The organism is Pedobacter sp. WC2501, assembly GCF_052682415.1.
In genome coordinates this window covers 119,591-135,926 of the sequence record NZ_JBQZFI010000001.1, presented here as the reverse complement: position 1 = coordinate 135,926, position 16,336 = coordinate 119,591, and the positions used below count along the sequence as shown (strand labels likewise).

10 protein-coding genes are annotated in these 16,336 nt (G+C 38.7%); 6 read left to right on the top strand and 4 right to left on the bottom strand.

All coding sequences use genetic code 11. From position 1 onward, the window contains the following. Positions 1 to 365: 365 nt before the first annotated feature. Positions 366 to 698: a bacillithiol system redox-active protein YtxJ gene (gene ytxJ, locus ACUN24_RS00660; protein ID WP_445560795.1), complete on the bottom strand. Its 333-nt coding sequence runs from the start codon at positions 696 to 698 to the stop codon at positions 366 to 368. Between the two features lie 264 nt (positions 699 to 962). Next, positions 963 to 1,454, bottom strand: a complete 492-nt coding sequence (gene ribH, locus ACUN24_RS00655) for a 6,7-dimethyl-8-ribityllumazine synthase (RefSeq protein WP_090501043.1) — start codon at positions 1,452 to 1,454, stop codon at positions 963 to 965. A 162-nt stretch (positions 1,455 to 1,616) separates the two neighbouring features. Here ribH and ACUN24_RS00650 point away from each other — a divergent pair, with 162 nt between their 5' ends. Then, complete coding sequence (locus ACUN24_RS00650; RefSeq protein WP_445560794.1) at positions 1,617 to 7,964, top strand: alpha-2-macroglobulin family protein; 6,348 nt, start codon at positions 1,617 to 1,619, stop codon at positions 7,962 to 7,964. Between the two features lie 623 nt (positions 7,965 to 8,587). On the opposite strand, the gene ACUN24_RS00645 is transcribed toward ACUN24_RS00650, so the two are convergent. Beyond that, positions 8,588 to 9,262, bottom strand: a complete 675-nt coding sequence (locus tag ACUN24_RS00645; protein WP_445560793.1) for a LytR/AlgR family response regulator transcription factor — start codon at positions 9,260 to 9,262, stop codon at positions 8,588 to 8,590. Between the two features lie 242 nt (positions 9,263 to 9,504). Beyond that, positions 9,505 to 11,043, bottom strand: a complete 1,539-nt coding sequence (locus ACUN24_RS00640) for a sensor histidine kinase (RefSeq protein ID WP_445560792.1) — start codon at positions 11,041 to 11,043, stop codon at positions 9,505 to 9,507. Between the two features lie 325 nt (positions 11,044 to 11,368). Between ACUN24_RS00640 and ACUN24_RS00635 the strand changes: the two genes are divergently transcribed. The 5 genes from ACUN24_RS00635 to ACUN24_RS00615 all read left to right on the top strand — a co-directional run bounded on the left by ACUN24_RS00635 (position 11,369) and on the right by ACUN24_RS00615 (position 16,325). After that, entirely contained in the window at positions 11,369 to 11,716 is a 348-nt protein-coding gene (locus ACUN24_RS00635) for a Spx/MgsR family RNA polymerase-binding regulatory protein (RefSeq protein ID WP_445560791.1), read from the top strand. A 68-nt stretch (positions 11,717 to 11,784) separates the two neighbouring features. Beyond that, positions 11,785 to 12,525 (top strand): carboxypeptidase-like regulatory domain-containing protein, encoded by a 741-nt coding sequence (locus ACUN24_RS00630; protein WP_445560790.1) that lies wholly within the window; start codon positions 11,785 to 11,787, stop codon positions 12,523 to 12,525. Positions 12,526 to 12,643: 118 nt separating this feature from the next. Continuing rightward, a complete protein-coding gene (locus ACUN24_RS00625; RefSeq protein WP_445560789.1) occupies positions 12,644 to 14,629 on the top strand; it encodes a M1 family metallopeptidase in 1,986 nt (661 codons plus the stop codon). A gap of 390 nt (positions 14,630 to 15,019) precedes the next feature. Beyond that, a complete protein-coding gene (locus tag ACUN24_RS00620) occupies positions 15,020 to 15,427 on the top strand; it encodes a RidA family protein (protein ID WP_445560788.1) in 408 nt (135 codons plus the stop codon). A gap of 289 nt (positions 15,428 to 15,716) precedes the next feature. Next, positions 15,717 to 16,325 carry a class I SAM-dependent methyltransferase gene (locus tag ACUN24_RS00615; RefSeq protein ID WP_445560787.1) on the top strand — a complete coding sequence of 203 codons (609 nt, stop codon included), beginning with the start codon at positions 15,717 to 15,719 and terminating at the stop codon, positions 16,323 to 16,325. Positions 16,326 to 16,336: the final 11 nt, after the last annotated feature.

The following is a 16,336-nucleotide window of genomic DNA, read 5'->3' as shown; positions in this document are numbered from 1 at the left end:
AAATATTATTTGTGCTACCCATTATGCGTCCCTCTGGGGCGGCACACGTAACGGTATGTTTGTTATGTATATTGTTATACGTCCCATCGGGACGCCTCATAGTAATATAAACGAATAGGCGTTTTTCGTTCCGTAGGAACGTTTGATGTTTTTCCAACACAGGCCTTACGGTAATAAACCTGATGGGAACGGCAGCTTTTTGGTTGTCACCCTGAGCGGAGTCGAAGGGTAGCCAAAAAGGTACAGTGTACAGCAGGACTATACTAACCGATAATACACCGGACATTGCTTTTCTAAAGAAAACACTAACCCACAAAAAAGGTATCCAATTGCTTGAATACCCTTTGTCTGAAATCTTTTTATCGTTAAGCTGCAATCACTTCTGCAACTTCATCTGCAGAAATATCGCTATGCGAGGCTTCCAATACACAATCTCCGTTTTTAATTAATAAAATCTGCGGTGATTGATGGGCTACCTGAAAAACTTCGGCGATCTTATTGGAGATATCACGGTAGCTAATTAAATCTAAAAAGTAGAGTTTTGTATCTGCGGGGATGACTTCCCAATCAAATTCGAAGTTCTTTTTAGCCATTAAACTAATTGAGCAACGTGTACTGTGCTTAAAAATAAGGTTAAAACCGCTTGCATTTTTGATTTCATCAAGCTGTTCAATTGAAGTTAAGTTAACCCAAGTCATGATATGATAAATATTATTTTACAGGATAACAATTGCAGTTGAATAAAGTTCTGCAAATGACCTGAATATGAAGATTGTAGTTAAGAAGCTTAATTTCTTCTGCGTCTACCTTCTGGATAAGATCCATAGGCAGGACAAAGTTTAGAAGAACAAGATTCTAAAATGGTAATGGTGCATAACACCGCCAATAACAAGATGGCTACTTTTTTCATCGGTCTGATAAATTTAAACCGCTAAGGTACAAATAATTATTAAAAAGCAGGTTTAAATCTGTGCAGAAAAATCGGCCATTTTAATCGCGGTAATTGCAGCTTCATCGCCCTTATTGCCATGTTTGCCACCTGCACGGTCTTGTGCCTGCTCTAAATTGTTGGTAGTTAATACCCCAAAAATAACCGGTTTACTGTATTTAATGCCAACATTGGTTATCCCTTGTGCTACAGCATCGCAAATAAAATCGAAATGTTTCGTGTCACCCTGAATTACGCAACCTAAACAGATTACGGCATCAATATCACTTCTTTTGCTCAATAAAATTTCGGCACCACCGGTTAACTCAAAACTTCCTGGTACAGGTAAAGAAATTATATTTTCTTCAGCAACGCCATTTGCTAACAAGGTTTTTAACGCACCATTGTATAATGCACCGGTAATTTCAGCATTCCATTCGGCTACAATAATTCCGAATTTATAGTTTGCACCGCTGGGAACAGTGGTATGAGAGAAATCAGATAGATTTTTTAATTGTGTTGACATGGGGCAAAGATAATGTTATGCCGCGAATGTTAAAAACGTTAATGTTTGCTGGTTGTAACATTTAGTTCATTAATACTTAGATTCGTATAAGAATCAGATAAATATCTACCGCTTATGGAATTTAGGCGTTCAGCCCATCTATATTAAAAACGCAAGCTACCTATGAATATATCATTACGCCTCCCCGCCTTATTTTTTCTCCTCATTTTGCTGTCCTTACGTGTTTCTGCACAACAAAAATATACACTTAACGATTTTTACAGGGTCGATTCCATTGCCAACCAGGCCAAACCAAAAGATGCACTTGCTTTGGTTGAAAAAATAAATGAGTATGCACGTAAAACGCATAATACGCCTTTGCTCGTTAAATCGGTTATTTACCGGATGATGTTTCAAAGTTACCTGGAAGAAAATGCCTTTGATAAGATTTTGATCAATTTGCAAAAAGATATCAATACAGCCAAACAGCCTGAAAAAAGCATTTTACAATCACTTTTAGCTGAAACTTATTGGAACTACCTGCAACAGAACCGTTGGCAGATTAACCAGCGTACGCAGGTACAGGGAGACATAGGAGATGATATTAAAACCTGGAACATTAAAAAACTGAATGATGAAACGGTAAAATATTACCTGCTCTCATTAAAAGACAGTCAGATTTTACAACAGACGAAAATAGATACTTTGGATGCGGTTTTGGCAGGTGATAAAAAATACAGAAGCTTTAGACCTACTTTATACGATCTGCTGGCCCACCGTGCCATCGATGTTTTTAGCAATACACAACTTAACCTTACACAATATGATGATGAATTAATAGACATGAGCAATGCTGATTGGTTTGGTAACAGACAGCTATTTTTAAACATTAAAATACCGGCCGATAGTTCTTCTTTTAAAGTGCAGGCTTTGCAGCTATTTAAAAACCTGATCCGATTTCACCAGAACAGCAGTAATTATTCAGCACTCGCAGATGTAGATTTAAAAAGGTTAAAGTTTGTACAACAGCATTTTACCGGCGACAAACAAGAATTGTACTATAACGCTTTAAGTCAGTTGGCTGAGCAAAGTACCCAAAGCGAAGTTTATGCTGATATTTTATACGAGCAGGCTACCATACATAAAAATGCACAATTACCTGTTGATACCAATAAACAAAACCTGATTACGGCGATTGTTTTGGCCGAAAAAGCGATAAATGCCTTTCCAAAAAGCATTGGGGCACAGAATGCCAGGAATTTAATTGAAGAGATTAAAAGCAGTAGTTTATCAGTTAAAGTAAAAGAATTTGTACAGCCCGATCAACCCAGTCAATTATATCTATCCTACAAAAATACAGATACGGTACAGCTGAAGTTGTACCGTTCGCCCGAATTTAAAAATGACTATGAACAGTTTAACAATAAGACCGATTTTTTAGCTTTTTTAAGGAAGAATAAAATAGTTAAGCAGTGGGAAGTAGCTGTGCCTAAAACCAACGATTATCAAACCCACAGTTTAGTTGATAAAATTGAGACATTGCCTTTTGGTAGTTATACTTTAATTGTCCAGACCATTAACCGCAAACAGAACGATACCGTTTATAGCAACATCAATTTTAAGGTTACGGCAATGGCGGTTATTAACAGGCGTAATATTGATAATCATGAATATTTTGTTAGTCAGTTGAATAATGGTGCGCCTTTAAAAAACGTAACGATCAGGCAACGGAGATACGATTACAATACCCGTAAATATATTGATGGTGAATTGTTAACTACAGATGTGAATGGTTACGCCAGTACCGCCGAAACCCAATCTGGGATGAGTGCCGCATTATTAAAGCTTGGTAAGGATGAATTGCAGATCAACATTAACAATTATAATAGCTACCGGGATGACGAAGATGAAGAACGTGTAATTCTATTTACCGACAGACCGATCTACCGCCCGGGACAAACCATTTATTATAAAGGATTGTGTTTGAACATCCTGAATGGAAAAAATAAAATCGCCGTAAATAAGGCGGTTGATATTTCTTTTAATGATGCCAATGGAAAAGAGATTACCAAAACGAAATTGATGAGTAACGATTATGGCACATTTCAAGGTTCGTTTACCATTCCAATAGGCATATTGAACGGTCAGATGGAAATTGAAACTGAATACGGCCGCATTGCTGTACAAGTTGAAGAATATAAGCGGCCTACTTTCGAAGTGGTTTTTGATAAACCCAACAAACACTATAAACTGAATGATAGCATTAAAGTAGAGGGTAGGGCCAATTCTTTTTCAGGCTATTCGGTGAGCAACGCGAAGGTAAACTATAAAGTTTTCCGGAGAGTGATGGATGATTACAGGCTCAGCTACGAGCAGCGGAGTGTTATTTATGGCTCAAGGATGTATGCTGAAAGAAAACAGGTAGCCATCGGCAAAACAAGCACCAAAGCAGGCGGTAAATTCGATATTACTTTTTTTGCAAACGTTACGGATACCAGAGCAAATTATAGCTACGAAATTGTAGCTGATATTACTGATTTAAATGGCGAAACCCGTTCGAAGACGACCAGCCTAAATGTTGGAAAGAAAGATATTACACTTAATATTAGTGCAGAGCAAGTTGTGTATTTGAGCAATAAAACAGATAGCATCTCCTTTTCGGTTACCAATTTAAACAATGAAGCCATTAAGGCTGATGTTAAAGCAGAGTGGAGTTTATTGCGGGCGCCATCAAGGCTGATGAACAAAAGCCCTTTTTATGCCGAAAATTATGCCATGAGCAAGGAAGATTTTATTAAAAACTTTCCTGCTGATGACTATAACAATGAACTCGAGGTAGCTAAATGGCCAGTAAAATCAGTAGAATTTAAACAAAACCTTAGTGCCAAAAATGGACGTGGAAACTTAAGTTTTAGTCAGAAAGACCTGAAGCCAGGTTATTATAAAATCAGCTTAACAGCTGTAAATGGACAAAATGATACAGTTACAGTAGATAAATATTTGGTGATTTATCATGCAGCGCCTGCAGTAATACAATCAAACATCGAATGGATTACACCAGAAGTTACGGTGACCAAACCAAACGAAAGCGCTGTATTCCGTTTGGCAGGTTTGGCAGAGAACAGCAAGGCTTATTACGAAGTTTATTATCGCGATAGCATTGCCGAAAAAGTGTGGATCAATTTATCGCCAAAACAGACCATTGTTAAAATACAACCAAAAGCCAATTACGAGGATGGTTTTGCAGTACAGTTTACCATGGTGCATCAAGGTACTGTTTACAACTCCATGCAACAGGTTAAAATTGTCGATCCGCAGAAAGAACTGAACATCCGCTTTTTAACCTTTCGCGATAAATTACAGCCCGGTGAAAAGGAAAGCTGGAAACTGCAGATCAGTAATAACAAGGGAGAAAAGCAAATGGCCGAAATGGTGGCTACACTTTACGATGCCAGTTTGGACGACCTTAGGAAGATGAACTGGAATACGAATCTGCAATCCAATTTTAATTATGGTTCTTATAACTGGAATTTCAATGTAAATAATGTTGCTAACCCAGGTTACCTATGGTTTTTAAGACAGGACAGAGGTTATAGCGTAATTAACCGGGGTTACGAAAACCTTAATCTGTTTGGTTATAACTATTATGGCGGATACAACTCTGGTTACCGGAACTACATTAGTAATTTACAAAGGCCCAAACGAAAAGGCTTATCTCTGGAAGCGTTAAAAAAACTCGCGGAGTTGGAAAATGGTAAATTAATTTATGGGGCGGTATTCGATAGTCAGGGCGAAATACTGCCGGGCGTACAGGTTAGCGTAGGTAAAATAGTAACCACCACCAATGTTTTCGGTATTTATACTATTGATGCCAAAGCAGGGGAGACACTTAATTTTTCTTTTATTGGCTATAAACGCTATTCTATGAAAATAGGTGGTAAAAAACGGGTTGATGTAACGCTGAAAGAAGATGGTACGGCTTTAAACGAGGTAGTTGTGACTGGTTATGCTACGCAAAAAAAACAAAGTATAACTGGTTCGGTTGTTCAGATTAGGGGTGTTGCCACTTTACAAAGTGCCCCAGTTGCGGCCAATGCAATTTATGGCAGCAGATCTGCCGATGAGATGATCTTTCCAATGGCAGCTGAAGATAAGTCAACAAGACTACGGGAGGAAATAGAGTCACTTAAAAACAAAAATATCACCCCACGCACCAACTTTAACGAACTTGCATTTTTTTATCCGCAATTGTTAACCGATGCAAAGGGCGAAATCAAGATCGAATTTACCATACCACAAAGTTTAACCCGCTATAAAATGATGGGTTTTGCACATACCAAAGATTTAAGAACGGCATCCATTACCAATGAGCTGGTTACGCAAAAACAATTGGCCATTGCCATAAATGCGCCACGCTTTTTCCGTGAGGGTGATACCATTTTATTAAGCGCCAAACTCAATAACCTGGCGGGTAAAAAACTGACAGGTAATGCCAGTTTAGCGATTACCGATGCCATAACAGGAAAACCGGTCCAGATTTTTGGTGCAAATGACAAGTCGGAAAAAACTTTTGAAGTAGATAATGAGGGGAATATCGTTTTAAAATGGACATTGATTATTCCATCAGGCATTAGTGCCATTACCTATAAAGTTTTGGCGCAAAGTGGCAAGTTTAGCGATGGTGAAGAAAATACCATTCCGGTTTTAGCAAATGCCATGTTAGTTACCGAAAGTATGCCCATAAATGTGCGCGGCAACACCACCAAAACTTTTGATTTTGAGAAACTGGAGAAATCAGGAGCCTCAAAAACCTTACGCAACCAAGGTTTAACTTTCGAGTTTACCTCCAATCCGGTTTGGTATGCGGTGCAAGCCTTACCTTACTTGATGGAATATCCGTACGAGTGTGCTGAACAAACTTTTAGCCGCTTTTATGCCAATAGTTTTGCAACGGGAATTATTAATTCATCGCCAAAAATTAAAACGGTTTTTGAACAATGGAAAAACACCAATAACGGCGAAGCATTGCTATCTAACCTGGAGAAAAACCAGGAATTGAAATCGATCTTGTTAGAAGAAACTCCCTGGGTACGCAATGCAGATAATGAAAGTGAACGTAAAAAACGTTTGGCTACGCTTTTCGACTTAAACAGAATGACCTATGAGTTAAAAGCCAATTTTGAGAAGTTAGAAAAAATGCAGTTTAATAATGGTGCTTTCCCATGGTTTAGTGGCATGCGTGAAGATCGCTACATTACCCAACACATCGTTTTGGGCATGGGCCAGTTAAAAAAACTGAAAATGGTTGATGAAAAAGCTTTTCCGAAATTTAATGCAATGCTAAATAAGGCTATTATTTATCTTGATGCAGCATTGGTACAAGATTATAAAAATGAAGTGAAAGGAAAACATTTTGCTTATTTGCCGCTACATTACCTGTTTGCCAGAAGTTACACCAATCAAAAAAATACATCAGCAGCTTTTGCAAAAGCTAAAGATTTTTACCTCAAAAAATTAGTGGCTGACTGGAAAACCTTTGATACTTATCAACTGGCACAAGCAGCTTTGGTTTTAAATAGAAACGGCAATAATATAGAAGCAAAAAAAATCATTACGCTGTTAAGCCAAACTGCTCAACTGAATGATGAAATGGGCATGTATTGGGCTACTAAAAAAGCAGGTTGGTGGTGGTACCAAAGTCCGGTTGAAACGCAGGCTTTGTTGATTGAGGCTTTTGATGAGGTGGCCAATGATACCAAAGCGGTAGAGGAAATGAAAATCTGGTTGCTCAAAAATAAACAAACCAACGATTGGCAAACCACAAAAGCTACTACAGCTGCCTGTTATGCGTTATTAATGAAAGGTGCCGATTTATTAAGTGAAAGTAATGAACCAGAAATCACCATTGGTGGTCAGAAATTGGCGGAACTACAACAAGCCAACGCTACAAAGGAAGCCGGAACCGGTTATCAGAAAGTAAGCATTGCTGGTGCGGATGTTAAACCCGAAATGGGCAGGGTAGAAGTTAAAAATAATAATCAAACCATAGCCTGGGGTGCATTATACTGGCAATATTTTGAGCAATTGGATAAAATCACATCGGCCAACACCGGGGTCAAAATTAAAAAACAATTATTCATGCAGAAAGCCAGCGATAAAGGTGATGTGTTAACACCGCTTACCACCAGCAATGTTTTGGCACCAGGTGATTTGCTGAAAGTGCGTATAGAAATTAACTGCGATAGGGATATGGAATATATCCATTTGAAAGATATGCGTTCATCAGGTTTCGAACCCGTAAATGTGATCTCCCAGTATAAATATCAGGATGGTTTGGGTTATTATGAAAGTACCAAAGATGCTTCAACCAATTTCTTTATCAGTTATATGCCAAAAGGGACTTATGTATTCGAATATCCGTTAAGGGTTACGCATGCAGGGAATTTTTCGAATGGGATTACCAGTTTACAAAGTATGTATGCACCAGAGTTTACTACACATTCTGCAGGGATAAGGGTAAATGTAAAATAAATGGGTTACAAACCTCGCAGGTTTTTAAAATCGGTGAGGTTTAAACCTACAGATTACTTAGATGCACTCAGGTGACTTAGGTGGTCAATATTTTTTTGGAAAAGAAGGGGTCTGTGTACTTGGGTTATAAAGTCCCGCTCATCCGGCCTGGCAGATTTTCGCCGGAAAAAGCACGGAAATCTTTGCACCTCCCCATCATAACCCCACAACCTAAGGCAGGATCAAAGCGGGAGCGTTGGGATAAGCAAGGGTAAGAGCCTCGATGCTGCCGCAATTAAGATTTCCGTAGGTTTTTACAAGAAAGGATGCAAGCCTTGGGTTTTTGTTTCTTTTGGGCCAAGCCAAAAGAAAGAGCCCCTCGGCGGTGGTGAGCCGAGGCAAGACTGCGCGAAGGGCAAGAAAATAGCGAGTGCATTAAGATTCCCGCATGCGCGAGAATGACGACCGTGTTAGAAATTATCCCTATACATCATGCTATCTGCTCCCTGCTCCGCTTCAAAGCCTTGGTTCGTGCCTCACCTTCAGGTTTTACGCTACTATCGGGTTTATTTAACAATGGTTATGCGTTTCATGTCGCCGTTCCAGACCTAGCAGGTTTCGAAAACCTGCTGGCTTAAATTGCATTAAGTAAGTTGTATCCCACCGTAAGTGGCCCCAATGGGTATAATTTTATCTCCTATCCAAATTTGGCTGCGGTCAAATTTGGATATTTTGTTTTTTGCAACAATAAAAGCCCGGTGGCAGCGGATAAAATCTGTTTTTGGTAGTAAATCAGCCAGATCGTTAATGGTAATGCGCGAGCTCAGTAATTTATCCTTAAGCTGGATCTGTGTGTAATTTCCCGAGGCTTCCACATAGCAGATTTCGTCTAAATTCACTTTAATTTGTTCATAACCATCTTTTACAAAAATGTAGTCCGTTTTCGCTTCCTGTTTCTGGCTACGCAGGTTAAAGAGTTCATGGGCTTTATTGCAGGCCTTCAAAAAACGCGAAAGTGAAAAAGGTTTTAACAAATAATCAACAGCGTCAAGTTCAAAACTTTGTACGGCATGTTCGGTATAAGCAGTAGTGAAAATAACCATTGGCGGCTTGCTTAAACTCTTTAAAAAATCAATACCACTTATATCAGGCATTTTAATGTCGAGAAAAATCAGGTCAACCTTGTTCTGCTGAAGATAAGTGATGGCTGCAAAGGCATCAGTAAAGGTTTCCTGCAATTCTACAAACGGAACTTTTGAGGCATGTGATTTTATAATGTCTAATGCAATCGGTTCATCATCTATAGCAATGGCAATCATTTTTGGTTTGTTCTATTTGTTTTTTCTATCATGCTGACGAAGGAAGCATCTCCAGCCTACCAGCACTGATGTAATGACGTTTGCTTCTTTGTTTGCTGTAATTCAAGCCAGTTTTTCAGCGTTAAAAGATCCTTCATTGCATTCAGGATGACAGACATCTATTTAAATTCAATGATAAGAATTTTTAACAACAAATCGTCTTCGTATTGTGCTCATTTAGCTGCTACTCGAAAAGTACGCCTCTAATCCAACGTCAAAGTCAAGTGAACAAAAAACTCGTTTGCACTTTCGCGGATAATTAATTCGTGTTTCCCATAATAAAGTAATGATAAGCGTTGTTTTACATTTTCTAAACCGATGCCGCTTTTTAGTTTTTCAGGATCATTATCGGCCTTGATGTAAATGCTGTTGCTTACATCAAAATATAAAGTCTTTTCTTTTGTCTGCAATGTAATTTTGATATACGAGGGTTGTTGTAAACTGATCCCATGTTTAAATGCATTTTCGATAAAGGGGATCAACAACATTGGCGTAATCTGCAAATTGTTTAATTGTTCTTCAATATGGGTGTCAATCCTGATATCTGCCGAGCGTGAGGTACGCAGTTTTTGCAGATCGATATAATTGTTCAGGTATTCTACCTCCCGGGTTAGCGAAATTTTATCCTGTGTATTTTCGTGGAGCATAAAACGCATCATATCACCCAGTTTCTGGATTCCTTCGCCCGTTCTTTCTGCATTTTCCTGTAAGGCCGTTCCAAAAAGGGTATTTAATGCATTGAACAAAAAGTGTGGATTGATCTGCGATTTTAAGAAATTCAGGTTCGCATCCGATTTACCCAGCTCTGTTTTAAGCATCTGGATTTCGCTCAGCTTTTCAAATTTATGTTTGTAAACATACCAGGCAGATGGTGTGGTAATGCAGATTAAACATATTGCATTTAAACCTAAGGTAATTGGCACAACTACACCATTGCGCATAAAAGGAATAAGGACAATCAAAAGCAGTAATGAAACAATAATGGTTAAACCTACGTTTCCCCAAAAATACCGGCCAAAGCCTTTGAAATCCTTTCTTAGGTTTGGAATGATGTAATAAATGGCACAAAAGGCAATAAAAATATTTACCGGTGGTACAATAATCCAGATGACCAATAACTCATAATCTATCTTAACAGAAAGTACTGCGGTGAAAATCATGAGCGTAATCAACCAGATTTTTGTACTCACAAATATCTCTGATACAATATTTTGGTTATAACTCTTTAAAAAATGGATTCTATTAAAAAGCTCCAGGCCACGCTCGTTAAAATAGGCATAAGCGTTAAAAAGCAAGTAAATAAAAAATATATAGGTAAAAGCTTCTCCAAAAAATATGTCATAACCGCGGTCTATATTATCATATTCCACCAGGCGGTAAGCTTCCGAATACGTATTAGCGATCATCCATCCAATAATAGAAAATGCGGTAACTGCAATGGTCATGATCAGGTTCATGGGCACGTTACGGCCCTTTGCCAGTTGAGGCATTGAAACAAAATTGAAGAGCAAAAAACTGAAGTAAATGATACTGATCTTAAATATTTCGGGAAGAAAGAAATTCGCCATGATGCTATACTCAACCGAATTTTCAGAAAAACGGTAAGACCCGCCAGAACCATAAGTGGTCTGCGTGCAAATGCTGATCAATGCAAGGATGTATAATGTTGTAGAAATCCAAAACTCAAGCTGGTTGATGTTTTTGGATTTGATGGCAGTTGAATTACCTGAAAGAATTTCCATTTTGTTTTAATTAATGGCACAATTTTACAAAGAGAATTGGCTACAATATTTAAAATGTGATGGATAGGGCTAAAAATGTGACGAATGAATAGGATTATAGGATTGTGGGATTTTAAGATCGGTTGGACAATCCGATAATTGTGCAGTCAGATGTTACCATCTGACTGTTCACGAAAATCAATATTCACTTTGTGTCGGATAGTAATATCCAACACCACGGATAAACAATTTTATTATCTTTGAAACGGATTGTAGGATTGGCTTCTCCATCATCCACTATACATTTCCATTTATCATTCACTCATTCAAAATTCATTCATTCAATATGACCGTTTACGGAATTCCAAATTGCAATACAGTTAAAAAGTCGCTCGATTGGTTAAAAGCACATCAGATAGATTTCGAATTTCACGATTTCAAGAAAAAAGGTATTACTGAAGAAAAGTTAAATGAATGGTGTAATACTTTCGGCTGGGAAACGGTTTTAAACCGTAAAGGTTTAACCTGGAAGAAACTCACTAAAGAGGAACAAGCCAAAATTGATAAGCAGGATTTGGCGATCGCTTATTTAAAAGAAAATACCAGTGCCATAAAACGCCCGATTATTGAGCAAAACAACAAAGCCATATTGATTGGATTTGACGATGAAAATTATTTAAAAACACTAACCTAATTCATTTGTTCTAATGTTAAAGTTTGTTAAATGCAGATTTTAAATGTCGAACTAAGCTACTTTTGAGTATGTACAAACTGATCATTTTTCTATTGCTTGCCTTGCCGATTGGCGTTTTTGCACAAACGGTAACTACAGGTACAGTTTTCGATTATTCGAAAAAAACACTCTCACTGCCTGGCGTTTCCATCAGAAACCTGAACAGTAAAAAATCTACCAGTACCAACAAAGAAGGTAAGTATACCATTGCAGCCAACATTGGTGATTTGATTGAATTTTCGGCAATAGGGTATCATACCGATACGCTTTATTTAACCAATCTCCTAAACAGAACCATCTACCTTCCGGTAAAGTCGAACAGTTTAAAAGATGTAGATATTACCGCGGTCCGGATGAACAGCCAGGTAACCGATGCTAAAGATCCTTTGGCAGAAAAATACACCTTGCTTAATACTGGGGGCAACCTAAACCGTAAGCGTATGAAAGATAAGGTGGGTGGCTTGAACCTGAATTTAGGTTACGGTAAATATAAAAGACAGCAGCGTAAAGAAGCCGATTTAGAAGAAAAGGAAATGTACCAGGATGAAATCGATGAAAACTTCACGCCAAAGGCTATAACTGATCTTACCAAACTGGAAGGTGAAGAGCTTAAAAACTTTATCATCATTTATAGGCCTTCAATTGAAGCGGTTAAGGCCGAAAGGCCATTCCGTTATGCTTTTTACATCTCACGTGCCTTTGTAGCATGGAAAAAATTAAGTCCACAGGAAAGAAAATTACAGGATCTGCCAAAATTAAAGGCTAATTAGGTACTTCTTCACAGAATTTGATAACATTATAACCATTATCGGTAACATTATAACCACATATAAATCTATGTGTGGTTATTTTTTATATTTACCGCAGTATTACAACCTTATTATGATCATGAAATTGACTAAACTGATTAATTTTGGTTTGGTTTGTTGTGTTTTTGCTTTTTCAGCATCAGCCCAACAGGCTACAACCCCCGCACCAGCAAGCAACTATAATCCTGCTGAAGCATTTGGACCACTATTTTATACCCAAAACGGAAATGAATTCCGCTCGGCAATTGGCGCCCCAGGTCCGAAATACTGGCAAAACCATGTTGATTATAACATTACCGCCAACCTTGATGAAACCAAGAACATGGTTAGCGGAACGGTTACCATTACCTACAAAAACAACAGTCCCGATAAATTGCCTTATTTATGGCTGCAGTTAGATCAGAATACTTTTAAAGAAACTTCACGTGGTTATGCCATTACCCCTTCACGTAGCCGTTATGGTGCACAGGGCGAAAAATTTGATGGTGGCTATAAAATCCAGAACATCAGCGTAGCTCAAAAAACAGGTGCAGTAAAATTCACCTCTATCGTTGAAGATACCCGTATGCAGATCCGTTTAGATCAGCCTTTGGCCGCTAATGGCGATTTGGTAACCATTAAAATGGATTATTCATATATCGTACCTAAAGAAGGGTCGGACAGAACAGGTCATTTAACTACAAAAAACGGTGAAATTTTTGCTATTGCACAGTGGTTTCCGCGCATGTGTGTGTATGATGATGTAATCGGTTGGAATACTTTGCCATATTTGGGTGGGGGAGAGTTTTATTGCGAATATGGTGATATCAACTTTGCCATTACTGCACCGGCGAGCCATATCGTAATGGGTTCGGGCGAGTTATTAAACCCTGCTGAAGTTTTTACTGCAGAGCAGTTAAAAAGATGGAATGCGGCTAAATTGAGCGATGCTACCGTGCACATCCGTACAGAAGCAGAGGTAACCGATCCGAAATCACGTCCGACGAAAGATAAATTAACCTGGAAGTTTAAAATTACCAATGCACGCGATGCGGCCTGGGCTTCATCAAAAGCATTTGTATTAGATGCTGCAAGGTATAAACTGCCAAGCGGCAAAACTGGTTTGGCCGTTTCTGCGCAACCGGTAGAAAGTAATGGTGTTGATTCTTATGGCCGTGGCGTAGAATATGTGAAATCTACCATCGAGCATTATTCATCAAAATGGTTCGAATATCCTTATCCAATGGCTGTTAATGTGGCTACCAATATTGGTGGTATGGAATATCCTGGTATTGTTTTCTGTGGCTGGACTGCTAAAAAGGCTGGCGCATGGGGAGTAATCGATCACGAATTTGGGCACACCTGGTTCCCGATGATCGTGGGTTCTAACGAGCGTAAATACGGTTGGATGGACGAAGGATTTAATACTTTCATCAACGGTATTTCTAAGAAAAACTTTAATAATGGCGAATACGCTGGCCCTCCGGCTGATTTACACAGAATTGGTAAAAGTGTGATCGGTAACCCGATTTACGAAAATATTATGCAGATGCCTGATGGTATGGCTGAAAGAAATATAGGTGTTAACTTATACAGCAAACCAGGATGGGGCCTTGATATTTTGAGAAACCAGATTTTAGGCGAAGACCGTTTTGATTATGCTTTCCGTCAGTACATTAAAAACTGGGCATTTAAACATCCAACACCGTTTGATTTCTTCCGTTCGATGGAAAATGGAGCGGGCGAAGATTTGGCCTGGTTCTGGAGAAGCTGGTGGTTAAACAGCTGGAAAATGGATCAGGGTATCGCTGCAGTTGAAGCCGTTAAAAAAGACGATAAATTGGTAGGCTATAATATTAAAGTGGTAAATTTAGAGAAAATGCCAATGCCAATCATTCTTCTGGTTAAAACCAAAAGCGGAAAAACTGAAACTGTAAAAGTTCCGGTTGATGTTTGGATGAAAAATACAAGCTGGTTGGTTCGTTTCCCTACAACTGAAGAAATTGAGTCGGTTACTTTAGATCCCGATAAAGTATTGCCAGATTCAAATCCTGATAACGATACTTGGACTGCTTCAGGCAACTAAGCAAATGTTATTAATTAAGTGCTACGGTTGTCAGTCTGAGGGTTAATTTATTGTATAAAAATCAATATAAATGACAGTATTAATCTACGCGTAAAAATCCCTCGAGTTACCGTCATTTCGAGCGGAGTGCAACGCAGTCGAGAAATCTAACTAAATAGATCTCTCCATTTCGCTGCGCTACAGTCGAGATGACGACCTTTCTATTGGAGTCTGTCACTGATAGAGTAGTCGAACACTTATTGAGGTTTACCTTTAGCTTAATGGGCAACCGAGCTTACATTAAATAATTCCAGACCTCCTGATTTTAAAAGATCAGGAGGTTTTTTATTGCAAATTGCCGACGGTTTACGGGAAACTATCAGATAATTTAGCTGGCATAAATTTACAGATATGGAAAAACCTGATTTAGAAATTACCAATCCCACCGGCATATATGATCCCCGTCCACATGGATATTCCCACCTTGCCTCCGTTCCGGCTGAGCGTCAGCTGGTATTTGTTGCAGGTCAGGGCGGCAGTAGAACAGATGGTATTTTAAGTGATGATTTTAGGACACAAGTTGTTATTGTGTTCGAGAATATTGCTTTAGCCTTAAAAAGCAAAAATTTGACCATGGCCAACATTGCAAAACTGACTACTTTGGTAGTAGATTACGATGAAACCAAGCACGAGATCCTGATCGAAGAATCGAGTAAAATATGGCCTGATCAGAAATTCCCGGTAAACACGCTTATCCCGGTACAAAGGTTGGCCTTAAATGGCATGTTAATCGAAATTGATGCTACGGCTGTTGGTTAATTTTTAAGCCCGGTTACAATTGTTAAACCGAAATTGTTTTGAAAATGAAGGGTCAATACCTTTGGCGCAATGTCGGAAGCAGACCTTTCACCCTAAACCTGACAGTAGCGGGCATGAAGTGCAACGGAGTAAAGCGGATGGCAGGGCTGCATTTGCCAAGAACCATTGTACGCTTGTTTCCAAAAAAACAAAATATGATTAATTTGGTGTTACTAAAGTATGAGGTGATGTTCCGGATATTTAAATCCTTGAATTAAAAATTAACATCAATAACCGAAATTTATACGGGATGGAAAAAGGAGAACGCAAAAACGTTTACCAAGTTTACAATAAGATAGGTCACTGGTTTGCTGAAAACCGTTATGCTGATTTGGTAGAGAAAGCTTATTTAAATGATATCCTCCAGCACCTTCCAAAAGATGCAGAGGTTTTGGATCTGGGCTGCGGTGATGGAAAACCCATATTGGAATATTTTATTAACCACGGGGTAAATGTTTTAGGGGTTGATGCCAGCAAGCAAATGATCGAGCTGGCAAAAATCAATTTCCCATCTACCAGGTTTCTGCTAAAAGATATGCGTGAACTTGATCTGGATGAAAAGTTTGATCTAATTATTGCCTGGCACAGTTTTTTTCATCTTCCTGCCGATGATCAGCCGGATATGTTTGCTATTTTTAAACGTCACCTTAGGCCCAACGGTATTTTACTCTTTACGTCTGGAACGGAAAGGGGAGAAGTATGGGGCATGAATGGTGGCGAAAATCTTTTTCATGCTTCTTTGGATACTGCTGAATATCAAACCCTGCTTCAGGCAAATCAATTTGAAGTGCTCAGGCACAAAATAAACGATCCCGATTGCGGGGGTGCAAATGTTTGGATGGTCCAGTACAAACCCTGATAATTTTGCCT